20 protein-coding genes are annotated in these 24,996 nt (G+C 43.3%); 15 read left to right on the top strand and 5 right to left on the bottom strand.

Features of this window, described 5'->3' with window-relative positions; translation table 11 throughout:
• The first annotated feature begins 9 nt into the window (after positions 1-9).
• From BUA59_RS02735 to BUA59_RS02695, 9 genes are all read left to right on the top strand, one after another.
• Positions 10-1,212 carry a thiolase family protein gene (locus tag BUA59_RS02735; protein ID WP_072838193.1) on the top strand — a complete coding sequence of 401 codons (1,203 nt, stop codon included), beginning with the start codon at positions 10-12 and terminating at the stop codon, positions 1,210-1,212.
• A 24-nt stretch (positions 1,213-1,236) separates the two neighbouring features.
• Positions 1,237-1,995, top strand: a complete 759-nt coding sequence (locus BUA59_RS02730) for a crotonase/enoyl-CoA hydratase family protein (RefSeq protein WP_072838192.1) — start codon at positions 1,237-1,239, stop codon at positions 1,993-1,995.
• A gap of 79 nt (positions 1,996-2,074) precedes the next feature.
• Positions 2,075-2,842, top strand: a complete 768-nt coding sequence (locus tag BUA59_RS02725) for a 3-hydroxyacyl-CoA dehydrogenase (protein WP_072838191.1) — start codon at positions 2,075-2,077, stop codon at positions 2,840-2,842.
• Between the two features lie 13 nt (positions 2,843-2,855).
• On the top strand, positions 2,856-4,634 hold the full coding sequence (locus BUA59_RS02720) for an acyl-CoA dehydrogenase family protein (protein WP_217653718.1): 1,779 nt from the start codon (positions 2,856-2,858) through the stop codon (positions 4,632-4,634).
• A 133-nt stretch (positions 4,635-4,767) separates the two neighbouring features.
• A complete protein-coding gene (locus tag BUA59_RS02715; RefSeq protein ID WP_072838189.1) occupies positions 4,768-6,621 on the top strand; it encodes a feruloyl-CoA synthase in 1,854 nt (617 codons plus the stop codon).
• A 30-nt stretch (positions 6,622-6,651) separates the two neighbouring features.
• Complete coding sequence (locus BUA59_RS02710; protein WP_072838188.1) at positions 6,652-7,068, top strand: acyl-CoA thioesterase; 417 nt, start codon at positions 6,652-6,654, stop codon at positions 7,066-7,068.
• 20 nt (positions 7,069-7,088) lie between these two features.
• Entirely contained in the window at positions 7,089-7,838 is a 750-nt protein-coding gene (locus tag BUA59_RS02705) for an electron transfer flavoprotein subunit beta/FixA family protein (protein WP_072838187.1), read from the top strand.
• Positions 7,838-8,770, top strand: coding sequence for an electron transfer flavoprotein subunit alpha/FixB family protein (locus BUA59_RS02700; RefSeq protein WP_072838186.1), 933 nt, complete (start codon positions 7,838-7,840; stop codon positions 8,768-8,770). Before BUA59_RS02705 ends, BUA59_RS02700 begins: the two co-directional genes overlap by 1 nt.
• A 487-nt stretch (positions 8,771-9,257) precedes the next feature.
• Positions 9,258-10,712, top strand: a complete 1,455-nt coding sequence (locus BUA59_RS02695; protein WP_072838185.1) for a TrkH family potassium uptake protein — start codon at positions 9,258-9,260, stop codon at positions 10,710-10,712.
• Positions 10,713-10,825: 113 nt separating this feature from the next.
• Here BUA59_RS02695 and BUA59_RS02690 read toward each other — a convergent pair whose 3' ends face one another.
• Both BUA59_RS02690 and fdhD read right to left on the bottom strand, forming a co-directional pair.
• Positions 10,826-13,153 (bottom strand): FdhF/YdeP family oxidoreductase, encoded by a 2,328-nt coding sequence (locus BUA59_RS02690; RefSeq protein WP_072838184.1) that lies wholly within the window; start codon positions 13,151-13,153, stop codon positions 10,826-10,828.
• Positions 13,146-14,024, bottom strand: a complete 879-nt coding sequence (gene fdhD / locus BUA59_RS02685) for a formate dehydrogenase accessory sulfurtransferase FdhD (RefSeq protein WP_072838183.1) — start codon at positions 14,022-14,024, stop codon at positions 13,146-13,148. The genes BUA59_RS02690 and fdhD overlap by 8 nt, the downstream gene beginning before the upstream one ends.
• A 424-nt stretch (positions 14,025-14,448) precedes the next feature.
• On the opposite strand from fdhD, the gene BUA59_RS02680 reads away from it, so the two are divergent.
• Complete coding sequence (locus tag BUA59_RS02680; protein WP_245813081.1) at positions 14,449-15,897, top strand: peptidoglycan DD-metalloendopeptidase family protein; 1,449 nt, start codon at positions 14,449-14,451, stop codon at positions 15,895-15,897.
• Positions 15,898-16,025: 128 nt separating this feature from the next.
• Here BUA59_RS02680 and BUA59_RS02675 read toward each other — a convergent pair whose 3' ends face one another.
• Together BUA59_RS02675 and BUA59_RS02670 are read right to left on the bottom strand one after the other, a co-directional pair.
• The gene (locus BUA59_RS02675) at positions 16,026-18,149 is read right to left on the bottom strand and encodes a TRAP transporter permease (protein ID WP_072838181.1); all 2,124 of its coding nucleotides are present in this window, start codon (positions 18,147-18,149) and stop codon (positions 16,026-16,028) included.
• A gap of 96 nt (positions 18,150-18,245) precedes the next feature.
• Entirely contained in the window at positions 18,246-19,274 is a 1,029-nt protein-coding gene (locus tag BUA59_RS02670) for a TAXI family TRAP transporter solute-binding subunit (RefSeq protein WP_072838180.1), read from the bottom strand.
• A 280-nt stretch (positions 19,275-19,554) separates the two neighbouring features.
• Here BUA59_RS02670 and BUA59_RS02665 point away from each other — a divergent pair, with 280 nt between their 5' ends.
• From BUA59_RS02665 to BUA59_RS02650, 4 genes are all read left to right on the top strand, one after another.
• Positions 19,555-20,175, top strand: coding sequence for an HAD family hydrolase (locus BUA59_RS02665; protein ID WP_072838179.1), 621 nt, complete (start codon positions 19,555-19,557; stop codon positions 20,173-20,175).
• 87 nt (positions 20,176-20,262) lie between these two features.
• Complete coding sequence (locus BUA59_RS02660) at positions 20,263-21,003, top strand: class I SAM-dependent methyltransferase (protein ID WP_072838178.1); 741 nt, start codon at positions 20,263-20,265, stop codon at positions 21,001-21,003.
• A 99-nt stretch (positions 21,004-21,102) separates the two neighbouring features.
• Positions 21,103-23,061 (top strand): acetate--CoA ligase, encoded by a 1,959-nt coding sequence (gene acs, locus BUA59_RS02655; RefSeq protein WP_072838177.1) that lies wholly within the window; start codon positions 21,103-21,105, stop codon positions 23,059-23,061.
• A 28-nt stretch (positions 23,062-23,089) separates the two neighbouring features.
• Complete coding sequence (locus BUA59_RS02650) at positions 23,090-23,737, top strand: LuxR C-terminal-related transcriptional regulator (protein WP_072838176.1); 648 nt, start codon at positions 23,090-23,092, stop codon at positions 23,735-23,737.
• A 2-nt stretch (positions 23,738-23,739) separates the two neighbouring features.
• Here BUA59_RS02650 and yidD read toward each other — a convergent pair whose 3' ends face one another.
• Positions 23,740-24,015, bottom strand: coding sequence for a membrane protein insertion efficiency factor YidD (gene yidD / locus BUA59_RS02645; RefSeq protein ID WP_072838175.1), 276 nt, complete (start codon positions 24,013-24,015; stop codon positions 23,740-23,742).
• 112 nt (positions 24,016-24,127) lie between these two features.
• On the opposite strand from yidD, the gene BUA59_RS02640 reads away from it, so the two are divergent.
• Positions 24,128-24,994, top strand: coding sequence for a prephenate dehydratase (locus BUA59_RS02640; RefSeq protein ID WP_072838174.1), 867 nt, complete (start codon positions 24,128-24,130; stop codon positions 24,992-24,994).
• Positions 24,995-24,996: the final 2 nt, after the last annotated feature.

The following is a 24,996-nucleotide window of genomic DNA, read 5'->3' as shown; positions in this document are numbered from 1 at the left end:
GAAAATTTTATGTCGATCAAGAATGTAGAAATCCCTTACGGTGCTTATTGGAGTACTCCGTTTACCAAGTGGCAAGGTTCATTGCAGCATTTGCACTCGATGAAGTTTGCTGCTCATGTGGCAAAAGCCGAATTGGCAAAACGCAATATTGATCCGCTGGTATTTGATTCTGGCGTATTGGGCATGACGATCAACCAATATCAATCTTTTAACGGCGCACCTTGGCCTTTATATGAAATTGGTGCTGTGAATACAGCGGGTCATGCGGTCAATCAGGTATGTGCGACCAGTGCGCGTGGTTTGTTTGCTGCCGCATCAGAGATTGTGTGCGGTATGGCGAATGTCTCATTTTTGATGACAGCAGACCGTTGTTCAAATGGTCCGCATATTTATTACCCGAATGCGAAAGGCCCAGCTGGATCTTCAGAAGATCAAGTGACCTACAACATGATGAACGATTGTATTGGCGGTCATTCGATGATGCAAACTGGTGAAAACGTTGCCAAGCGTTTTGATATCACTCGTGAAGAATTAGACACAGTCACTTATCGTCGTTACGAACAGTACCAAGATGCATTAAAAGATGATCAAGCTTTTCAAAAGCGTTACATGACGCTGCCTTTATCTGTTCCAACGGCTAACTTCAAAAAAGAAGAGACCGTGATCACGGGTGATGAAGGAGTTTTTCCAACCACACTAGAAGGTTTGCAGAAGCTTAAACCGATTCAAGAAGGCGGAGTAATTACGTTCGGTAATCAAACTCATCCTGCTGATGGTAATGCCTCTGCAATTCTTTGCCGATCTGAAGAAGTGACTTCTCTTACTTCTCGTCCTGAAATCAAGATTGAAGTACTAGGTTTTGGTCAAGCACGTGATGATCTTGCTTTCATGCCAGCTGCACCAATAGAAGCTGCGAAACGTGCGCTAGCGGTTGCGGGTATCGATATTAAACAAGTCAAAGCCATCAAAACACACAATCCATTTGCGGTTAACGATGTGGCCTTTGCAAAAGCCATGGGCATTGATGTGATGACAATGAACAACTACGGCTGTTCTTTGATTTGGGGGCATCCTCAAGGACCAACCGGCATGCGCGCCATTATTGAGTTGATTGAAGAGCTGGTTATCAACGGCGGCGGTTATGGTTTGTTCACTGGGTGTGCTGCTGGGGACACTGGAATGGCCGTAGTAATCAAGGTTTCAGATCGCTAATTATAAGATTAAAGGTAATCCAAGATGACTTATCAATTTATTAATTATTCCGTAGAGAATGGCGTGGCGCATTTGCAGCTTAATCGCCCAGAAAAGAAAAATGCCATCAATGACAGCTTATGTCTTGAGATTGAACACGTTTTTTTGAATTTAACCGATGACGTAAATGTCATTGTTTTTTCCGGAAATGGTCCTGAGTTCTGCTCTGGCCTTGATTTGCAAGAGCATAAAGCCCGCGAGCCTTTCGAGGTGGTTAAGCATTCGAATATGTGGCATCGCGTCTTTGGTCATATCCGTGATTCTGGTATTCCTGTTGTGGCAGCGATGCATGGTGCGGTTATTGGTGGTGGTTTGGAGTTGGCTATTTGTGCTCATGTTCGAGTCACCGAAGAAAATACTTTTTACCGTTTACCTGAAGGCAAGCACGGCATTTTTGTCGGTGGTGGTGCTTCTGTAAACGTGGCGAGTGTTATTGGTGCAAGCCGTATGACAGAAATGATGCTAACAGGGCGAGACGTAAGATCTGACGAAGGCTTGCGTATTGGTTTAGCACATTATGTTGTTGGTAATGGTGAAGCGTTGGCGAAGGCGTTTGAGATCGCAGAAGGCATTGGTAAAAACTCTAAATATTCTAACTGGGCAATGACAACAGGGCTTAGCCGTATTAGCAATATGTCTGCGCAAGAAGGTTTGTACACCGAGTCATTGATTTGCGGTATTACGCAAACCAGCGACGAAGTAAAAGCTCGTATTGATGCTTTTTTGAATCGTAAAAAATCCTAGGCGCTTTTTTCTGTAAGAGATTTTTCTTTTGTAAATGATGTTGCTCTAAAAATAACAAAGCAAATTAAAGGTGTATTTTATGCAAATTCAAGGCAAACATTTTGTGGTTACAGGTTCTGCTTCTGGTATTGGTGAAGCGGTTGCGCGTCGTTTACATGGTCTAGGGGCAAAAGTCACTCTAGCGGATGTAAATGAAGAAGGTTTAGCACGTGTGAAAGCCTCTTTAGGTGAACGTGTACAAGGTTGCGTGACAGATATCGTCAGCGAAGAATCGGTACAAAATGCGGTCGATAAAGCCCTAGAAGCGTTTGGTCCTATTAGTGGTTTGGTGAACTGCGCTGGTATTCCAGGCGCAGAACGTATCGTCGGCCGTGAAGGTCCACATCGTTTAGCATCATTTCAGCGTGCGGTATCGGTTAATTTAATTGGTACTTTTAACATGATTCGTTTGGTTGCAGACAAAATGCAGCACAACGAACAAGAAGCCAATTTAGAGCGTGGCGTGATTATTAATACCGCATCTGTAGCGGCATTTGATGGTCAGATTGGTCAAGCAGGCTACGCGGCTTCCAAAGGTGGTGTTTGCGCCATGACGTTACCGATTGCCCGTGAACTAGCGCGCTTCGGTATTCGTGTGATGACTATCGCGCCGGGTCTATTTAAAACACCAATGATGGATGTGCTTCCAGAAGAAGTACAAAAGTCTTTAGGTGAATCTGTACCATTTCCGCCACGTCTTGGTGAACCTGATGAATACGCTTCTTTGGCTCAACATATCATCGAAAACAGCATGTTGAATGGCGAAGTGATTCGTCTTGACGGCGCCATTCGTATGGCCGCGAAGTGATACGGAGCCGATGATGACTTATCAAGCGCCTTATAAAGACATGCAGTTGCTGGTGGCGCAAGCTTATCAGCAACAAGGCTTGGATGCTCTCGAATCATTGGATGGTTTTGATCCAGAGCTTGCCAATGCTGTGATGGAAGAAGCGGCGAAATTTGCTGCTGGAGTGCTTGCACCACTGAACTCAGTTGGTGATATGCAAGGTTGCCGCTTTCAGGACGGCAATGTGATCACACCAGATGGATGGCAAGATGCGTATCAGCAATTTGCTGAATCGGGCTGGATTGGCTTGGCGTTGCCCGAGGAGTTTGGTGGTCAAGGTCTGCCAAAGTACATAGCTCAACCTGTGAACGAAATGTGGTTGTCGGCGAATTTGGCCTTTGTGATGTTTCATGCCTTGGCACAAGGTGGTTCTGAAATTTTATTGGCCTTTGCCAACGAATCTATTCAAAAGCGCTATTTGCCAAAGATTGTTAGCGGTGAATGGACCGTCGCCATGGCGTTGACAGAACCCAATGCTGGCTCTGATTTAGGCGCATTGAATACCAAGGCTATTCCACAACAAGATGGCACTTATAAAATCAAAGGCCAGAAGATTTACATTACCTATGGTGATCATGATCTTACCGATAATATTGCCCATTTGGTGCTCGCGAGAACGCCTGATGCGCCAACGGGTAGCCGTGGTATTTCGCTTTTTATCGTACCTAAATATCGTGTTTCTGAAGATGGCTCTTTGGGTGAGTTTAACGATGTTCACTGTACTGGCATTGAGCACAAAATGGGACTTCATGGCAGCCCAACTTGCTCCATTAGTTATGGCGATCAAGACGACTGTGTCGGTGAATTGGTTGGCGAATTGAATCAAGGCTTAATGGCTATGTTCGTACTGATGAACGAAGCTCGTTTAAGTTGTGGTTTGCAAGGTGTAGCGTTAGGTGAGTTAGGGTATCAACGGGCATTGGAATATGCCAAAGAAAGAACTCAGGGTACAAATAGCCAAGGCGAAAAAGTGGCCATTGTTGAACATGCTGATGTGAAACGTATGTTGTTAGAAATGCGTTCAGAAACTTTTGCATTACGCGCATTGGGTTATCAGATTGCAGCACAAATTGATGCAACTGAATCAGCTGTTGATAAAACGGAAAGCAATCAAATCAAAAAAGACAGAGTCGCTTTACTTACTCCGATTTTTAAAGCCTTTGCGACAGAGCGTGTCAATGTCATGGCGGGACAGGTGATTCAAGTTTTTGGCGGTATGGGCTTTGTTGAGGAAACTGGTGTTGCGCAAATCATGCGGGATGCTCGAATCACGACGATATATGAGGGCACAACCGGCATTCAAGCCCGTGACTTGATGTTTAGAAAAGTCCGTGGTGATCAGGGCAAAGCCTTGACTGAGTTACTTGCAGATATTACTCAGTTGGCGAGCTCATTTGAATCTGACCAAGTGTTCGCTGCCATGGCAAAAGAAACCCAGCAAGTGGTTACTAAAGTGACGTCTTTGTTGGATTCTCACTTGCTTAACTCTCAGGGGAATACCAGTAGCAGCGATGCAACGTCTTTACATGCTGTGTCGGTGCCTTTTTTAGAAGCGATGGGCATCTTATGTTGCACTTGGCAGTTATTAAATGTGTTGGCTTATCAGCAAGTACAAGAGAACACTGACGAGTCCTATATGCAGAATCTTAGAGCATTGGCAGCATTCTATGGTGCTTATCGTTTGCCTTCTGCGATGGCTGCTTTGAAGGTCGTTGAAAACGCTGGTGCGGGTGTCAGCGAGTACGAATTTTAAACAGACTGTTTAGGTCTGAAGTCGAGAAAACAATAACAATTCGGCAGTGGTTTATAAACCACTCCCTAAAACTCTAGCCATAAAAATAATCAAAGTGCCTTTTAAGGGCAAAAGATGAGAGTGGGAGCAAAAAATGAACGGTGAATTTCATCCAATTAAGGTCGTAGCGCATCCTATCCACATTGAAAATCGCGAAGGCGGAGTGCAAATCATCAATAGCCAAAAAGCGCTGGATGAGTATGCACGTTGTTGGACAGATCAGCTTGAATATTGGGCGGCAAAAACACCTGATCAAATGTTTGTTGCAGAACGTGATGATCAAGGTGAATGGCAAAAAGTGACCTACGCACAAGCAGTAACCCGAGTGCGTAAAATTGCATCTTGGTTAATTACTCAGCCAGTTTCTGTTGAGCGTCCTATCGTTTTTCTATGTGGCAACAGTCTAGAACATTTGATGTTGGCGCTGGCTGGTATGTATGTGGGAATTGCCCATGCCCCTGTGTCTCCAGCGTACTCTTTGGTTGCTACAGACTATAGCAAGTTACAGCATATCTTCGATATATTGACGCCTGGTTTAATTGTGGTGGATGAACTTGCACCTTATGAAAATGCTATTCAAGCGGTTTGCAAAGATCTGGACACGCCAGTTGCTGTTATTAAAGGCGACATTACTCCGCAGAAAATTAAAAATCCAACGCTCTCATTTCAGTCATTTTGGGATTTTCCTGAATCTGACTCGATAAATGAAAAGAACGCTCAAGTGAATGGCGATACCATTGCTAAAGTGCTTTTCACTTCTGGCACAACGGGTATGCCAAAAGGCGTTATCAATACTCAGCGAATGATTTGCGCCAACCAAGTGATGATTCATCAGGTTATGCAGTTCTTTAAAGATCAGCCGCCTATTATGGTGGATTGGCTTCCTTGGAATCATACCTTTGGCGGCAATCATAATATCGGTATTGCTTTGTACAATGGCGGTAGTTTGTATCTTGATGATGGCAAACCAACCGAAAAATTGTTTGCTAAGACCTTAAAGAACTTGGCTGAGGTTTCTCCAACTGTTTATTTCAATGTGCCAAAGGGCTTTGAGTTATTAGTGAAAAATTTAAAAGCCGATAATGATTTGGCTGAGAAGTTTTTTTCACGCTTGCAGTTTACATTTTTTGCCGCAGCAGGCTTGGCTCAGCATATTTGGGACGATTTGGATGCCTTGGCGATTAAGTATACTGGCAAGAAAATCCCCATGGTAACTGGTTTAGGATGTACCGAAACGGCACCGTCAGCGACATTTGCTTCGGTTGAGGAATCCGCTTCAGGCGTTATCGGTGTACCAGCACCGGGTGTGTCTATCAAGCTTGTTCCAAACGAGGGCAAATTAGAAGCACGTGTCAAAGCGGAAACCGTGATGCCAGGTTATTGGCGTCAACCTGAGTTGACCGCAAAGGCGTTTGATGAAGATGGTTATTACTGTCTAGGCGATGCTTTCGCTTATCTTGATGAAAACGAACCACAGCGCGGCTTCCGTTTTGATGGCCGGGTGTCGGAAGATTTTAAACTAGATAGCGGTACTTGGGTAAGTGCTGGGACATTGCGTGCCAAGTTCATCAGCGCGTTTGCGCCATTTGTACAGGATGTTGTCTTATGTGGCACAAACCGTGGTTATATCAGTGCGTTGATTTTCCCCGATTGGGCTCATTGTCAGGCGATTCTTCCTCATGATTTGATGGAGACAAATGAAGAAATCATTGCACATTTTGCAGTTCGTGAAGCTTTCAAACAAAAGTTGGTTGAGTTTTCGAATAACAGTACGGGCAGTTCAACAGTCGTACAACGCATCCTGTTGCAGGCGATTCCACCCAGTATTGATGCCCATGAAGTTACTGATAAAGGTTCGTTGAATCAGCGTGCGGTACAAGCTCATCGAGAAGATCAAATTGAGCTTTTGTACCAAGAACCCTTATCGGACTTAGTTATCAGTCTTTAAGAAGAACCATAATTTTAAAGAGGCAGCATCATGTTTAAAAATGAGCGTCAATTACAAATCGAGTGGGGCGACTGTGACCCTGCCGATATTGTTTTTTATCCGCGTTATTTTGCATTCTTTGATGCATCAACTGGCGCCTTGTTTGAAGCGATGGGTTATACGCTTCGACATATTCGAGACGAGTTAAAGGATGTTGGCTTTCCAATGGTCGATACTCGCTCGCAGTTTTTTAAGCCTTCTAAGTTCGGTGATAAGGTGGTTATCAAAAGCGAAATTACTGAAGTCGGTCGTGCTAGCTTTGGGATTCGTCATCAGCTTTTTAATGATGGTAACTTAGCGGTCGAATGCACGGAAAAACGTGTCTGGGCTTGTCATAATGCAGAAGGTGTTCTTAAAGCCAAACCAATCCCAGATGACATCAGAGCCAAAATGTTGAGTCATGGTTAAACAGAAAGGTCAGTGAAAGAATGAAAATTTTAGTGGGTGTTAAACGAGTCATTGATTACAACGTCAAGGTTCGTGTTAAAGCAGATCAAAGCAATGTGGATTTAACCAATGTCAAAATGGCGATGAACCCATTTTGTGAAATCGCTGTTGAAGAAGCGGTTCGCCTTAAAGAAGCAGGTGTTGCGTCAGAAGTCATCGTGATGAGTGTTGGAACAACACAAAGCCAAGAGCAACTTCGCAACGCCATGGCGTTAGGTGCCGATCGTGCCATCTTGGTTGAAGCTGAAAGCGACGTTGAGCCTTTAAATGTCGCCAAAGCCTTTGCTGCCGTGGTTGAAAAAGAGCAACCTGGATTAGTTATTCTTGGCAAGCAATCGATTGATTCAGACAATAATCAAATGGGACAAATGTTGGCGGCTTTGACAAAACGTCCACAGGGAACCTTTGCTTCTAAGCTGGTTATTGACGGTGATAAAGCACTCGTTACTCGTGAAATTGATGGCGGCTTACGTACTATTGCACTGACACTGCCTGCGATAGTTACGACAGATTTACGCCTTAATGAACCGCGTTACGCTAAATTGCCTGATATTATGAAAGCCAAGCGTAAACCACTAGAGACTCTATCTTTGGCAGATTTAGGTGTGACATCAAAGGCGCATTGCCGAATAGATAAGGTTGAAGCGCCTGCAACTCGTAGTGCCGGTATTAAAGTGGCGTCGGTGGATGAATTGATCAGTAAATTAAAAGACGAAGCGAAGGTGATCTAATGACGACTTTATTAATTGCAGAACATAATTCAAGCGTACTTTCGTCTTCTACTTTATCTGCGTTGACGGCAGCTCAAGTCATTGGTAATGAGATTCATGTGCTGGTGGCAGGTAAAAACATTGAATCGGTCGCGGATGCAGCAGCTCGTTTGTCTGGCGTCACTAAGGTCCTTTGCGCAAATGCTGATACCTATGAATACGCATTGGCTGAGCCAATGGGCGATTTAGTCGTGCATTTATCTGCGAGTTATTCGCATATTGTCGCGCCGTCTAATTCTGAATCGAAAGACTTTATGCCAAGAGTGGCCGCTTTATTAGATGTTGGTCAAGTGTCTGATATTTCCGCTGTATTGAGCGCAGATCAGTTTAAACGTCCAATTTATGCCGGTAATGCCATTGCGACGGTAACCCTGTTAGACGACAAAAAAGTCATTACAGTGCGAGCATCTTCATTTGATAAAAGTACTCAACAGAATGATCAAGCCTGTGTTGTTGAAGTGGTAGATTTTATTGCTGATAGTAATTTGTCTAGTTGGCAATCAGATGACATTACCGAGTCGGCGCGACCTGATCTTGCTAGTGCTAGCCGTATTGTATCTGGTGGTCGTGGTGTTGGTAGTGGCGATAACTTTGCGCTGGTTGAAGCCTTAGCTGATAAACTAGGCGCAGCGGTTGGTGCTTCTCGTGCAGCAGTTGATGCGGGTTTTGTATCGAATGATCTTCAGGTCGGGCAGACGGGTAAAATTGTTGCGCCAGATTTGTATATGGCGTTTGGTATTTCTGGCGCCATTCAGCATTTGGCTGGCATGAAGGATTCAAAAGTGATTGTGGCGGTAAACAAAGACGAAGACGCGCCTATTTTCCAAGTTGCAGATTATGGTTTGGTCGGCGACCTTTTTGATGTGCTTCCTGAAATGACAAGCAAACTTTAGAATTGTATTAGAGTATAGATAATATGACCGCCTAGCATTAAGTTAGGCAGTCTGTTGTGAATTTGGTGACTTTAACCGAGCTTAGGCTCGGTTTTTTTATTTGCTTGAATTGGTTTGCGAGCAAAGTTCAATGACGCGTTTGCCGCTGATAACTAAAAAACAGCAAACTGTGGTGGCAAGAGCTGAAAGGTGAAAAAAATCAACGAGTAGCATGTTTTCCATAGATCGTTCCTTTTGTTGGCGCTTTTATTCATTGTTATTTTATTTAATAAAAGCACAGGTTTCATAATTCGTCCATACTATTTGCGAAATAGGCTTTCTTAAAATGTTTGTTTGCGGTAATGAAAAGTTTTGAATTTAGCTTTATTGACTTATAGTGTGCATCAGGATCAATAGCGTGCCTCGGTCCTATAGCTCTGTTGAAATATTCCCTCTATAAAAGATGTTTTTATACCGTGCAGATTGTTTATAGGAGTCGTGACGACTCATGATTCGCCCATTGTTGATTATGCGTTTGCTGACTATGCCGTGTTTATGGATGAGTGTGGTGCAGTTTGTATTCGGTGAATTGTCCTTTATGTTATTTAAAGATGATGTTGGGCGTGCTTTTGCGACGCCAGCCTTGATTACGTTTACCATATCTTTGGTTCTTTTATTGGGCTTTAAAAAATACCCTTTACCCTCCGTAAATACTCGTGAAGCCATGCTGTTTGCCACGTTAACTTGGTTAGCTGTTGGTGTATTGGGTGCGATCCCTATCATATCGGTTACGCATATTTCCTTTACCGATGGCGTGTTTGAATCCATTAGTGCTTTGACGACTACGGGCGCTACTGTGTTGTCTGGTTTGGATGATATGCCGCCGACCTTTTTGATGTATCGCCAGTTTTTGCAATGGATGGGCGGTCTTGGTGTGGTGATCTTTGTGGTGGCGATTCTTCCTATGTTAAACATCGGTGGCATGCGTTTGTTAAAAGCGGAAACGCCGGGGCCGATTAAAGACGATAAGCTTTCTCCTCGTGTATCTAGTACAACCCATTATTTATGGATGGTGTATTTGGCTATTACCGGCTTGTGTGCACTGAGTTACTACTTTGCTGGTATGTCGGCGTTTGATGCCATTGGCCACAGTTTTACCACGGTATCCACTGGCGGTTTTTCAACTCATGATGCCAGCATGGGCTATTTTAAAAGCCCGTTAATCTTGTGGATTTGTAATCTTTTCATGGTGCTAGGCGCGGTCAACTTTGCTTTGCATTATCGTATTTATATTGCCCGTAGCATTAGACTGTATTGGAAAGACGAAGAGACGCGTGGCTTTCTTAAAATCATTACTTTTGTGGCGTTATTATTGGCTTTGTTTCTTTTCCAGACAGGTTCAGAAGACGGGCTTTGGGTATCTATTACGCAGTCGTTCTTTCATGTTATTTCGTTTATTACCAGCACCGGATTTGCCGCAACCGACTTTGGTGCTTGGCCTGCAGTGACCTCAATAGTATTGATTTTTGTTGGTTATATTGGCGGCTGTGCAGGATCTACAGCGGGCGGTAATAAAGTGATTCGGAATATTATTTCTTTGAAATCTATTTCTTTGGAATTAAAGCGTTTGGTGCATCCAAATGGTGTCTTTGCAATGAAGTTTCAGGGGCGAACGATCAGTGCAGATGTTCGTCATTCTGTGATGGGCTTTATGTGTCTTGCCGCTATGGTTACCGTGTTCTTTACGATTTTACTGATGATGACAGGCATGAGCTTTATGGCATCCTTGAGCGCCACGGCTGCTTGTTTGAACGTGCTGGGACCGGGCTTTGCTGAGCTGGGTAGTAACTTTTCACCACTAAGCGACACGGGTACTTGGTTGATGAGTTTTGCGATGATCTTGGGGCGTTTGGAATACTTTACTGTGCTGGTGCTTTTCTTCCCCGTAATGTGGCGTCATTAATAAGTATTTGATCGTTTTGATAAATAGTAAGAGCAAAAAAAAGGGCGGATATCTCATCGATATCTGCACCTTTTTAATTACCACATTAAAGAGCGTATTATTTAAAGAGAAGGTTAAACGGCGGCAACCGCGATGCCATTGTTTTCTTCTTCGTATTCTTCTAGTTCTATCGCGATACTTTTTGAAGTTGGTGTATTGCTGAATTCACCATGGCTGTCTAGCGGTACTAATGGGTTAGTCTCTGGGTAGTAAGCTGCAATATTGCCCGCTGGAATACTATAAGGCACCAGCTTAAAACCACTAACTTTTCGTTCTACACCATCATCCCATATTGAGCGTAATGTGACGCTTTGGCCTTCTTTAAAGCCGAGACGTTGTATATCAGCAGGGTTGATAAACACTACTTTACGTTCACCTTTAATGCCACGGTATCGGTCATTCATGCCATAAATTGTTGTGTTGTATTGGTCGTGAGAACGCAGAGTTTGCATTATAAGGGTTTTGTCTGAGAGCAAATCCTTTGCTCTTTTTGGCAGAATAGATTCAGGTAACACGTGGGTGTGGCAAATGGCTTTTCCTGCAGGTGTTTTCCAGTTTCTTTCTCGTGCGCTATTACCTAGGTAGAACCCACCATCTTGTAAAATGCGCTGGTTGAAGTCATTGAAGCCTGGTACGACAGCTGCAATGTGCTCACGAATTAAATCGTAGTCACTGACCACTTCGTTCCAATCAATTGGAAAGTTGCCTAGAGTCGCGGCAGCGATTCCTGCCACTATGGCTGGTTCAGATTTTTGCTCTTTGCTTAATGGTTCTAATACGCCACCAGAAGCATGAATCATGCTGAAAGAATCTTCTACCGTGACTTTTTGCTGGCCTTTCGCTTGACGGTCTATGTCGGTACGACCAAGGCAAGGCAATATAATCGCTTCAGTGCCTGTAATAAGGTGAGAGCGGTTTAGTTTGGTGCTGATTTGCACTGTGAGCTGACATTGCTTTAGAGCGTGCTTGGTTGCTTCTGTATCTGGTGTCGATGCAGCGAAGTTACCACCCAGAGCGATAAAGACACCAACTTTGCCATCACGCATGGCTCGAATTGTATCCACAACGGCTAGACCGTGTTCTTGTGGCGGAGTGAAGTTGAAGTGTTTTTCCAAAGCATCAAGGAAAGCCTGAGAAGGGCGCTCATTAATGCCCATGGTTCTGTCGCCTTGTACATTACTGTGACCGCGAACAGGACAAGCGCCAGCGCCGGGTCTGCCAATATTGCCTTTCAATGCGAGTAGATTGACCATTTCGTGGATCATGGCCACCGAATGATGGTGCTGAGTAATGCCCATTGCCCATGTGAGAATAGTACTATTTGCTTCGGCATAGACGTTGGCAGCGTGAGTGATTTCTTCTTTTGTTAGACCTGATTGATCAATAATGTCTTGCCAAGGCGTTTGCTTAACTTGCTCAAGGTAGGTATCTAAGCCTTGAGTATGTTGGTTAATAAAATCGTGATCAAAAACGGCTTTGCCTTGTTGTTGAGCAGCTTCTTCTAGGTCGATAAGCACTTTGACCATGCCGCGCACCACAGCCATATCTCCGCCGATTTTAGGGCAAAAGTAGCCGGTATTGGTTGGTTTAGAACCGTTGGTGAGCATTTCCACTGGACTTTGAGGGTTTTGGAAACGTTCTAAACCCCGTTCGCGTAGTGTATTGAAGATGAGTAGTTGGGCGCCACGTTGCACTACTTCTTTTAAGGTTTCTAGCATACGAGGATGGTTTGTCCCCGGATTTTGGCCAAAAACTAAAACGGCATCTGCGCGTTCAAAATCGTCAATTTCAACCGTGCCTTTGCCGATACCAATGCTGCTGGTCAGTGCATAACCGCTGGCTTCATGACACATGTTTGAGCAGTCTGGGAAGTTATTTGTGCCATAAGCACGAGCAAGAAGTTGGTATAGGAAAGCCGCTTCGTTGCTTGCTCGCCCAGAGGTATAAAAGGCCACATTATCTGGATTGGTTTGTTCTTTTAGTGTGTTAGCGATTTGTTTATAAGCTTGTTCCCAAGAAATCGCTTCGTAGTGATCTGTTTCGCGGTTGTAACGCATTGGCTCTGTGAGTCGACCTTGGTATTCAAGGAAGTAGTCACTTTGTGTGTTTAGCCAAGTCACACTGTGTTCCGCCATGAAAGCGGCATCTACTTTTCGAGACGTCGCTTCCCAGTTCACCGCTTTAGCGCCATTTTCACAGAAACGAATCTTGGCTGGATCGTGTTTTTCACCCCAAGCGCAGCCCGGGCAGTCAAAACCATGAGGCTGGTTAGTTTTTAATAAGGTGTTAATGTTACGGACAGCATTTTCACTTTTTAGCCAATGTTTTGTGGTGCTTTGTAGTGCTCCCCAGCCGCCAGCCGGTCCCTTGTATGGCGTGTAAAAATCAGTTTTTTTACTCATCGTCTGTTCCTTCTGGCTTGGCTGAAGATGCGAACAGTCGTGGCGCATCTTGCTTGGGTAAATGAATTAATGTTAATCCGTAATGTTGAGCTAATTTGACTGCGAGTGTACTTGGCGACGCTAGGTGTATTAGTCTAGAAAGTCCGACTCGTACGGCTTTCTGAATCAATTCAGTGCTGCAACGACTCGACATTAAAACACTGTAATTATGCAAGTTTATATTCTGTTGGAGCGCATAGCCAATCACCTTATCGAGGGCGTTATGTCTGCCTATGTCTTCCATACATAAAATGGGTTCGCCTTCGGGGGATATTAGCAAGGCCGCATGAACTGCCCCCGTTTTGTTACCCAAGATTTGGTATTCGCCTAAGCGTGGCCTTAATGCGATTAAATTGGCTTCTTTTATCGCTTGGCTAGGCTGTAGTTTTGGCAGTATTGGAATGGCTTGAGTTAAAGATTCTATTCCGCATAAACCACAACCGGTCGCGCCAAGATGTGTTTGTCTTCTTTTTTTGAATTGAGCAAATCGGCGTGGGCTAAGCTCTAAATTGATCGTAATGCAGTCGATGTCTGGTGGAGTCTGCGTGAGTTGGACTGCAATGTCTCGGATGTCGTTAATATGTTCAATAATGCCTTCACTGCGAGCAAAACCGATAACAAAGGCTTCTAAGTTAACTGGTGTGACCATCATAACGGCATAAGAAATATCGTTGATACTGATGGCTAATGGCATTTCTTCAACGAGCTCTGTCGCTTCTAATTGTTCTTGTTCTAGCTGAATGCCTTGCTGCGCAGTCTTGTCCTGTAAAGCGTCGCAGCGGCCAAATTTTTGGCACCTGTGGCTGATAAAAGAAATAGGCGAATGTTGCATGATATTGAAATCAGTTAATTAAGAAGATGTACTTATAGTACGGAGAGAGAACAGGAGCGTCCAATGCTTTTGCGCTAAGAAAGAGCATGAAAACGACATGAATTTTGAATAGATATTGTTTGTTTAAAAAAGAGGCGATATGCGACCGTGTTTCAAAGGCCTAAGTATTTCTTTAGATCCTAAAATGCCGTATCCTACCCCGAAAAATTAAGCTTCAAAAACCCTCATCCGTATTGGTTTTGTAAAACTATAGGTTAAAAGGGTATGGACTGTGATTATTTGCACTCCAACAGTGGCAAGGAAAAAGCACATGCTACAAAGTGTGGTTCTGTTTTTGTCATATATCGAGAACGTGTGTGACCTAGGTGTTAGCACATAGCCAGGTTCTCCGTGAGCCACTTTTTGTTTAATGAGTTTTTTATTTATGCAGTTTATTAATCGCCTCTCGCGTTGGGCTTTATCTGGCCCGCGAGCTTGGTTATCTATCATTTTTGTTGCTTTTATCGCTTTGTTGTTTGTATATAAGTCTCTTGTATCACCAACAAATAATCCTAAAGACTACACGTTACCTAGTACCACTAAGAGTGATACTGCTAAGAGTGATACTGCTAAGAGCAGTGACAATAAAAGCATAGCGCCTCCACAAGCCAGTTCGAATACTGATGAAGATAATAATTACGATTCGCTGGTTACGACCGACCCTCTGCAAAATGTAGAGAAGGTTACAGCCTCTATTCCTTCAATAGAATACGTCATCAAGCCTGGTGATACCTTGGCTCGCATATTTGCGCGCTTGGGGTTATCTCGAGAATCCTTGTATTCTGTATTGGAAGCGGACCAGGAATTTTTAGTTCTTGAGCCTTTGATGCCGGATGATAAATTCACGTTTAAGTTGGATGAAAACGGTGACCTACTTAGGATGACTCGCCGTATAGATATTAGTAAAAGTGTATCCTATGTGCAGCATGATGGTGGTGGTTTTAGCTACGAAGAAAAGGTTAATCCCATCACTTACACGCAAGAAGCTATGCACAGTAAAATAAGCGGAAATTTTTATCTATCAGCTAAAAAAGTAGGTTTGTCGGATACGAACATTTTAATTATTAACGATTTACTGAAAGGTCGAGTGAATTTCCGCAAAGATCTTAGAGCAGGCGATGACTTTAATGTCATTGTCAAAAAAGGCAATATTGGTGGTGTGAAGGTAGGGGAAAATCAACTAGAAGCCCTGGAAATAACGGTAAGAGGTCAGAAATACAGTGCTTTCTTACATTCAGATGGACGTTTTTATGATCTCGATGGCAACAGCTTAACACCTGCCTTATTACGTTGGCCAACACGTAAGCAGTATCGAATTAGTTCACCTTTTAATGCCAATCGATTACATCCTATTACGGGTCGCCCAGCACCACACAATGGTGTTGATTTAGCAACTCCTTCAGGGACAGAAGTTCTTGCTACAGGTGATGGTGTTGTTACTCGAATCGCAACGCATAAGTATGCAGGTAAGTATGTTGTGGTTGATTATACGGGTCCTTACAGCTCGCGTTTTCTACACTTAAGTAAAATATTAGTGAAACAAGGCCAGAAGGTTAAACGTGGTCAAGTAATTGCTTTGTCTGGTAATACGGGCCGAACAACTGGCGCTCATTTACATTATGAATTGCATATAAGAGGCCGCCCAGTTAATCCAATGACGACGGATATTCCGACCACCCAATCCATACCTAAAGGTGATAAAAAAGAATATGCCAGTAATGTTAAGCGCTGGGTAGCCATGATGGCGAGTGCTCAGGCAGCAGATTCAGCTAAGAATACAGACGTTGAATCAGAGTCTGAACCAGCGTCCGAATTGGATGCCGCGGCAAATTAAATATCGATTTTAAAAAGACTGATGAAACATAAAAAAGGCGTCTCTTCTTATGAAGAGACGCCTTTTTCGTTTAGTTATTATTGCAGTTAGAGATTAACTATTATTTCAATATTGTGATGTATTATCACTCACATACTTTTCTTATAAGACTTGTTGCCTATGACGAAAAGTACCAAGAAAATCACGAGGCCAATACAATTAATCCAAAGCGCTAGATGTGGCCACAGCATCATCAAAGAAGCGACTAAAGCAATGAATCGTGAAAAGATCGACAGCTTATCTTCTAAGTAACCTTCCATAGCTCCAACTAAGGCATACATGCCAAAGATGGCAAAGAAAGACAGACGCAATAGTGTTTCGGTATCACCGCCAATTAATGGAGTATAAGCCATTAATAGCGGGACAATGTATAAGCCTTTTGCTAGTTTCCATGCAGTCAGACCCGTTAGCATCGGCGGCGTTTTAGCAATAGCAGCTGCAGCGAAAGCGGTTAAACATACCGGTGGTGTTACGTTACTGTCTTGTGAAAGCCAAAAGATAATCATGTGTGCTGTTACCAAAATCATCGCGACACTCTGAGCACCTAGGGCTTGATCCATCAACATGCTTTTGAAATCGTTAGGCACTTGAGCCAACAATGCTTGTGCTTGCTCCATCGGCATGCCTTGCGCTAAAGAAGCAATAGCTGAAGGGTCTACCAGCATGAAAACAGCACTGGCGGCTTCAGGTAAACTACCAGAAGACATCATATCCAATAGCTGGCTTTCTGCGATGAGATTAAATAGAGCTGGAGCCGATAGCGTTCCTAACACGATGTAAGACGCCGTTACTGGCAAGCCCATACCTAAAATCAAAGACGCAATTGCAACTAAAATAATGGTAAAGAACAGACTACCACCAGCCCAATTGGTTATTAACAAAGAGAAAGTATTACCAACGCCAGTGGTGCTAATTACGTTAACCACTAAGCCAATACCTACCAGTAAAACTGCAGTGGTAGACATGTTCTTCGCGCCTTGAGCCATCGCATCGATAACCGCAGCCGGCCCCATTCTATGCTTGCTGGAAAGGAAGGATGCGGCAATAACTGCCAAAATACTGATCCCCGCAGCGTACGTTGGTGTAAAGCCTTGTACCAACAAGGTGACTAAAACGCCAAGTGGTACAATATGATGCCAGCCGTCTTTGAGGACTTGTGAAATATCGACCGCATCATCGCTTTCTGTTGCAATTACTTTACTGCGTTTTGCTTCGACACGAACAAAGAAACCAACAGAAAGGAAATACAATAACGCCGGAATGGCTGCCACGCTGATGATGGTGACATAAGACACTTGTGTATAAGAAGCCATAATAAAAGCTCCAGCACCCATAACTGGCGGCATCAATTGTCCACCGGTAGACGCTGCAGCTTCGACGCCAGCAGCAAAACGTGCTGGAAAGCCAGCTCTGCGCATTAGTGGAATGGTGATGACGCCAGTCGATACTGTGTTGGCCACAGAAGAGCCAGAAACAGAACCCATCAAACCAGAACCTAATACCGCCACAAAACCGGGGCCACCTATCATTTTGCTAGCAAGCGAGCGTGATAGATCAATAATAAAATCACCTGCACCGGATTTTACTAAAAAGGCGCCGAATAAAATAAACATGAAGACAAAGCTCCATGAGATTCGTGAGATAGAACCAAACATGCCATCGGTACTAAAAAAGCTGCGATACAAAAGGGTTTCAAGGCTAAGTCCGGGGAAGTTAAACATGCCACCAAGCCAGCTTCCCCAAAGTACAACGTAGGTTAGAGCGACGATAATTAGAAATGGAATGAACCAGCCACTGGTGCGACGAATCAGTTCAAGAGATAGTAAAACAGCAACGCTGGATACTATCCAGTCTGAGGTGTTGAAGGTTACGCCTCTAGCATAGAGTGCGTCTTCAAAGAAAATGATGTAAAGCACCATACCTATAAGGGCGAGCACAATAGCACCATCAAAAAATAGAGCGACTTTGCTGTCTTGCCATTTAGGGTTTGCTGGTATCAGTAAGGCACACAAAATACCGAAGCCTGCAAAATGAAAAGCAGATACCCAAAGTTCTGGAAGTGTTGCTATTGTGTTGATGTAAATGTGTGCAACTGCCAAGAAAACCGAAAGGGCAAATACAAAACGGTTTAGCCAAGGGCCAGAGCGATGTTTGGTTTCAAAATCTTCAAGATTGATGTCTTGAGGTGCGGTTGGTTGCGATGAAGCAGTCATAGACAAGCTACCTTTATGTGTGCAAAAAACGGATTGAGCAAAGACGTAAAAGGTGCGCCGCACTAGTGTACGGCGCTAGAACAATAGTGAATGATGTTATTTTGCGATCAGGCGAGCTGGGATATTAATACCGCGTTCACGGTAGTAACGAGCGGCACCTGGATGTAGCGGAACAGGAAGACCTGCAATGGCTTTCTCAAGAGACATCACTGATGTCGCTTTATGAATGGCACTTAAATACGCTAAGTTTTCATAAAGTGATTTGGTTAGCTCATAGACATCGTCTTCTGATAAGTCAGCGCGTGTTGCAAGGAAGTTAGGCTGAGCAACTGTGTTTATGTCTTTTGTTTGGCCTGGGTAAGTGTTAGCTGGAATGACGTAGCGGGTCCACAACTCGTAGTTACCGTTTGCTTCTTTAATTTGCTCGTCAGTAAAGTCTAATACTTTGACCTTGTCGCCCATTGAAGCATAAAGTCTAGTTACCGCACTGACAGGAACGCCTGCAGGAGTGTTCATGCCATCGATATTGCCATTTTGCATTGCGTCGGCACTTGCACCGTAGCCCATATAAGCAAGGGCAAATTTGTCTGGGTCAATATTTAGACCTTTTAGTTGCTGACGGCCAGAACCTTCGGTTCCAGAGTTTTTAGTGCCGATGGAAAATTTATTATTTGTTCCTTCAAGAGCTTTTAGATCCGACATAGTGCCGGTTTTAGTTAGGTCTGTTTTTAGTACAAAATGCTCTACGTTTTGCCAAAGCATAGAAACAGAGCGTAACTCGGTTTGTTTGCCTGAGCTTGCAAATGGGCCTTCACCGTCCCAAGCCCATGCACCGTAAAGACCTTGTAGAATGGCGAATTGCGCTTGGTTTTCACGTAGAAGTTTGATGTTTTCACCTGAGCCAGCTGAGCTGATAGCAGAAACTGATAGGCCAAACTTAGGTTCTAGTTTTACTTTGCTCAAAGTGGCAATAGCTACACCAACTGGGTAATAAGTTCCCCCTGTCGATGCGGTAGCTAAAATGTAATTGCGGTTATCTGCAGCAGATACACCGGATGCTGATAAAGCAATCGCAGCAGCGGTTGCACTAGTAAGAATAGTTTTAGTAACAAAGCCCAATTTCATATTATTTTTCTCCTATTGATGGGATGGTTACGTAATCTATAGCGATTATCATGCCAAATATATATCTTATTGATATATATGGATTTTATTTTATCCTTGGTATTTCCTTTCTTTTTTTATACACATATGGGCTATTTATTGCTTATCGTTGACGTTTCAGTATCGGCAATAAATTGCTTACGATGTAAGTGAGTAAAAATCGCTGTTAACATGCTATTTTATGTCATAGAGGGATATGTGATGAGCAAAATTTTGCCGATGAGTCTAAAGCGAGAAAATAATGAAACAAGATCATAATATTCGTGTTGTATTGTTTGATTTGGGAAATGTCTTAGTCGACTTAGGCGATATTTCTGAAATGCATGCTATGTTGAATACGCAAGGTGAGGAGTCTGCAGTCTGGTTGAAGTGGCTAAGATCACCGACAGTGGCTGCATTTGACTCTGGGAAAATTACTTTTGATCAATTTGCTGATAGATTACTAAAAGAAGTTGGCAGTAATATAGATAAAGAAATATTCAAGGCGTCTTTTAAAGCATGGCCAAGAGGCTTATTTGCGGGGGCACTTGAGTTGGTTGAAGCGGTGAAGCCTGAATATCATCGTGCTATTTTATCCAATACTAATGCCGCTCATTGGCCGCGACTAATGGATGAAATGGCGCTGGCAGGTAAATTTCACAGTTATTATGCTTCTCATATGGTAGGTTTCGTAAAACCGGATGAAGCGATTTACCAGCATGTTATTCGCAATTTACAGGTTGCTCCCGAGCAGATTCTTTTTATTGATGATAATCAGGTCAATATTGATACTGCCAATGCTCTAGGGATGAAAGCGTTTCGAGTCAAAGGGGTTGATGAAGCACGTGTCGTGCTTCATCAACATGGGGTGTTGTCTAGCTAAATTATAGGCTGAGACAACAGTACTAGAATTGCTTGAAGCCTTAAATTAAGCAGTTGAGGTTAAACACCATTAGGTTTAGAGGTTTCTATGCGTACGTTTGATGGACAATCTTCTACTAGCTATTCACGTACTCGGCCTATGTATCCGGCTGAGCTTTATTATTGGCTATCCCAACAAGTACCTGCATCAAGTGTTGTATGGGATTGTGCGTGCGGTACTGGCCAAGCTTCGGTTGATCTTGCTGCGTACTTTGATCGCGTAGAAGCGTCTGATATTAGTGAATCTCAAGTAACTGCTGCGACACCTCACCGGAAGGTGAATTATCAGGTTTTTCCTGCTGAAAAGACGCTCTATCCTGACCATTATTTTGATGTTGTATGTGTTGCTCATGCACTGCATTGGTTTAATTTAGACGCGTTTTGGAAAGAATTAAAGCGAGTATTAAAACCTGGTGGCATGTTTATTTGCTGGGGATATAACTGGTTACAGGTAGGCGAGACGGAGGATAAAGCGATAGCAGAGTCTGTGCTGCCTCATCTTGAAACTTATTGGCCTGCAGAAAGCCGTTTATTGTGGAATCAATATCGTGATATTAAGTTTCCTTTTGAATTAATAGACGTCCCAAAATTTGAGTTAAATTGTCATTGGTCTGTGGCGCAAACGCTGGATTTTATTCGTACTTGGTCTGCATCTCAGTTGCGTATACAAGAACAGGGAGATGACTTTTTATTAAATGCTTCACCTATTATTCGTGAGGCTTGGTCGGAGCCGACAAAAAAGCAAGAGATACACCTGCCATTCTTCGTAAAAGCAGGGCGTTTCGCTTAGGCTTGCTTTTGCAATAAGACTAAAGTGGAATAGATTGGAACCTCTAGCGAGTTATAGTAGTTCAGCATCCGAATAACAAATTTAACAATGGAGCGGGTTATGAAGTCATTATATAGCGCAACCTCAAATGAGGCAGCAAAAAATGCCAATGTTAGTCAAGCAGAATTTGAAAAACGCTATCAAGAATCGATTGAAAATCCAGATGAGTTTTGGGGTCGAGAAGGGAAGCGTATAGACTGGTTTAAACCTTATACAAAAGTTAAAAACACCTCTTTTAAACGAGGCGAAGTTAACATTAAGTGGTTTGAAGATGGTGAGTTAAATGTGGCTTATAACTGCATTGATCGTCACTTAGCTAAATCTGCAAATAAAGTCGCTTACTACTGTGAAGGTGATAAAGAAAGCGATGAAAAAGTCGCAATTACCTACCAAACATTACACGATGAGGTTGGACGTTTAGCCAATCTGTTAAAACGTCAGGGCGTTAAAAAAGGCGACCGCGTTGCTATTTACATGCCAATGATTCCGCAAGCCGTCTACGCCATGTTGGCGTGTGCTCGAATTGGTGCGATTCACTCTGTTATTTTCGGTGGTTTTTCAGCTCATGCTATCGCTGATCGTTTAAACGATTGTGAAGTAAAGCTTGTTATTACCGCAGACGAAGGTCGTCGTGCTGGTAACACTATTCCTCTTAAGCACAATGTTGATATGGCGTTGGACAACAATGCTTGTCCAACTGTTGAAAATGTTATTGTCTACCGTTACACAGAAAAAGACGTGCCTTGGTTTGAAGGCCGTGATTTAGATTGGGCGGTTGAAGTAGAAAACGAAAGTACTGAATGTCCAGCAGAACGTATGAACGCGGAAGACCCGTTGTTTATTCTTTATACCTCTGGTTCAACCGGTAAGCCAAAAGGTGTGGTGCACACAACAGGCGGATATTTAGTATATGCCTCGTTAACTCATGAATTGGTGTTTGATCTTAAGCCAGATGATATTTATTGGTGTGCCGCTGATGTGGGCTGGATCACAGGCCATAGCTATATGGTTTACGGGCCGCTTGCTAATGGCGCAACAAGCATCTTATTTGAAGGGGTGCCAACGTATCCTGATTCAGGTCGAATTGGTCGTGTGGTTGATAAATTTGACGTGACCATTTTGTACACTGCACCAACGGCCATTCGTGCTTTGATGGCGAAAGGTGATGAGGCGACGCGTTCAAGTAAGCGAGATTCCTTACGAGTATTGGGCAGTGTGGGTGAGCCTATCAACCCAGAAGCCTGGTCTTGGTATTACAGTGAAATTGGTAATTCCTCTTGCCCTATCGTTGATACGTGGTGGCAAACTGAAACTGGTGGCATGATGATGACGCCACGTATTGTTCAAGGTGATGTAAAACCTGGTTCATGTACTGGTCCTTTGTATGGTGTGCAACCTGCGTTGGTAGACGCGCAAGGCGTCTTACAAGAAGAGCAGGGCGTGTTAGTGGAAGGTGGTTTGGTTATTACGGATTCTTGGCCTGGTCAGGCACGAACTGTTTATGGCGATCATGAGCGTTTCGAGCAAACTTACTTCAGTACTTTCGACGGTATGTACTTCACTGGTGACGGCGCATCTCGCGATGCAGATGGTCATTATTGGATTACTGGGCGTATGGATGATGTATTGAACGTTTCAGGGCACCGCTTGGGAACCGCTGAAATCGAAAGTGCATTAGTGGCTCATCCTTCTGTCGCTGAAGCCGCTATCGTGGGGTACCCTCATGATATTAAAGGGCAAGGCATTTATGTTTATGTCAGTGCCATTGCTGGTGTGATTCCAGATGAAGAATTGACTAAGTCATTAAAGCTATTTGTTCGACAAGAAATTGGTCCTATTGCAACGCCTGACCTTATTCAATGGACAAGTAAAGGTTTGCCGAAAACGCGATCAGGTAAAATTATGCGTCGAATTTTAAGGAAGATTGCCGCGAACGAACATGATCAACTTGGTGATACAAGTACATTAGCTGATCCAAGTGTGGTTGATGATTTAATCGAAAACCGTTTAAATGTGTGAACGTTTACACATTTAAAAAGGATACACAGTGATTTCACTTGTTATCGCGGATGATCACCCTTTGTTCCGTAGTGCGCTATGTGGTGCACTACGGGCAGAAATTGAGGGAATTGTAATTGTCGAATCACATGACTTAGATTCGACATTACAATGTTTAGCGAACGTAAATGATCTTGATTTACTGCTACTAGATTTAAATATGCCTGGTAGTGGTGACTTGTATGGGCTAATTCGAATTCGTAAAGACTTTCCTGATGTGCCTGTGGCGGTTATTTCCGGCAGTGAGGACAGTGCAATGGTTGCTAAAGTGATTGATGCTGGCGCTTTGGGCTTTATTCCCAAAACTAGCGAGCCTGCCACTTATGTACAGGCCATTCATGCCATTTTGGCGGGTGATATTTGGCTCCCAGATGGTCTTAGACAAGAGGTTGCCAATCAACCTAAACCAGATTTATCTATGCAGCACAAAGTAACAGAACTGACACCTCAGCAATATAAAGTTTTGTGTTATCTGCATGAAGGTCTGCTGAATAAACAAATTGCTTATGAATTATCTATTTCTGAAGCAACAGTAAAGGCACATATTACGGCGATTTTTCGTAAGCTGGAAATCAATAATAGGACGCAAGCAGTATTGGTTGCTAGTGACTTGAAGCTACAAATGACTACCGTATAAAGTTAATTCTTTTCTTTCTCTCTTTTAGCCTGATCTTTTTCAATTTTTTCGTCCTCGCAGTGGCATGAACCGGGAACAGGATCCATGCCACCTTCGTGCCATGGATGACATTTAGATAATCTTTTCAAACCAAGGTACATACCCTTAAAAATTCCAAAACGCTCAATAGCTTGGATCATATAATGTGAACAGCTAGGATAAAAGCGACAGTTATTACCCAATAACGGACTAATTAAAAATTGATAGCCTTTTACTATTAATATGAAGATTCTTTTCATGCGCCACTTGTCTAGTGAATGATTGGATGACTATCGCGTTATGTCATTTTTGTGTAAATAGTAACGTCTATTTGTTACTGTAGCGGAAATATATCACAGAATCGATTCTACTATGCCAGATCAACATCTTACTCTTGATGCAATGCAAGTCGTTGCTTATCAAGGCGAGCCTGGAGCCTATTCGCATCTTGCTTGCAAACATACCTTTCCTGATTGGACCAGCATTCATTGTGCGACCTTTGTTGATGCTTTGCAGATGGTGGAGCGAGGTGATGCTTATTACGCCATGATCCCCGTTGAAAACTCTACTGCTGGTCGAGTTGAAGAGATTTATCGAGAATTAAAACGCACCCAGCTGTATGTAGTGAAAGAGCATTTTGAGCCAGTAAATCATTGTTTAATTGCTCGTCATTCTATGACATTAGATCAAGTTACCCGCATTGGCAGCCACCCTCAAGCGTTGGCTCAATGTGATGCTAATATTAAGGCGTTAGGTGCGAAAAGTCAGGCCATGTATGACACCGCAGGTGCTGCTAAGCATATTGCTGAGTTTGATGAGCCTGGATTAGCGGTTATTTCATCTGAATTGGCTGCAGAATTGTATGGTCTAAATGTGCTTAAAACTTTTTTTAACGACACTATAGGCAATACAACTCGTTTTTTGGTTTTTTCTCGTCAGCAAAAAATGCCTATTTATGAAGATGGCTTAACGTATATCACTTCTTTTATGTTTCGTGTACGAAATATCCCCGCAGCCCTTTATAAAGCGATGGGTGGTTTTGCTACTCAAGGGATTAACATGTTGAAATTAGAAAGCTATATGGTGAATGGTAACTTCACCGCGACCCAGTTTTATGTAGATGTTGAAGCGCATTTTCAATCTTCCTCTATGCAGGCTGCATTAGAAGAGTTGCGCTTTTTCTCTGAAGAAGTCCGAATGTTAGGAACCTATTTAGCGGATGATTATAGGTCGAAGTAGCA

Source organism: Marinomonas polaris DSM 16579 (assembly GCF_900129155.1).
In the GTDB taxonomy this organism is placed as follows: domain Bacteria; phylum Pseudomonadota; class Gammaproteobacteria; order Pseudomonadales; family Marinomonadaceae; genus Marinomonas; species Marinomonas polaris.
This window is presented reverse-complemented; position numbering and strand designations above follow the sequence as displayed.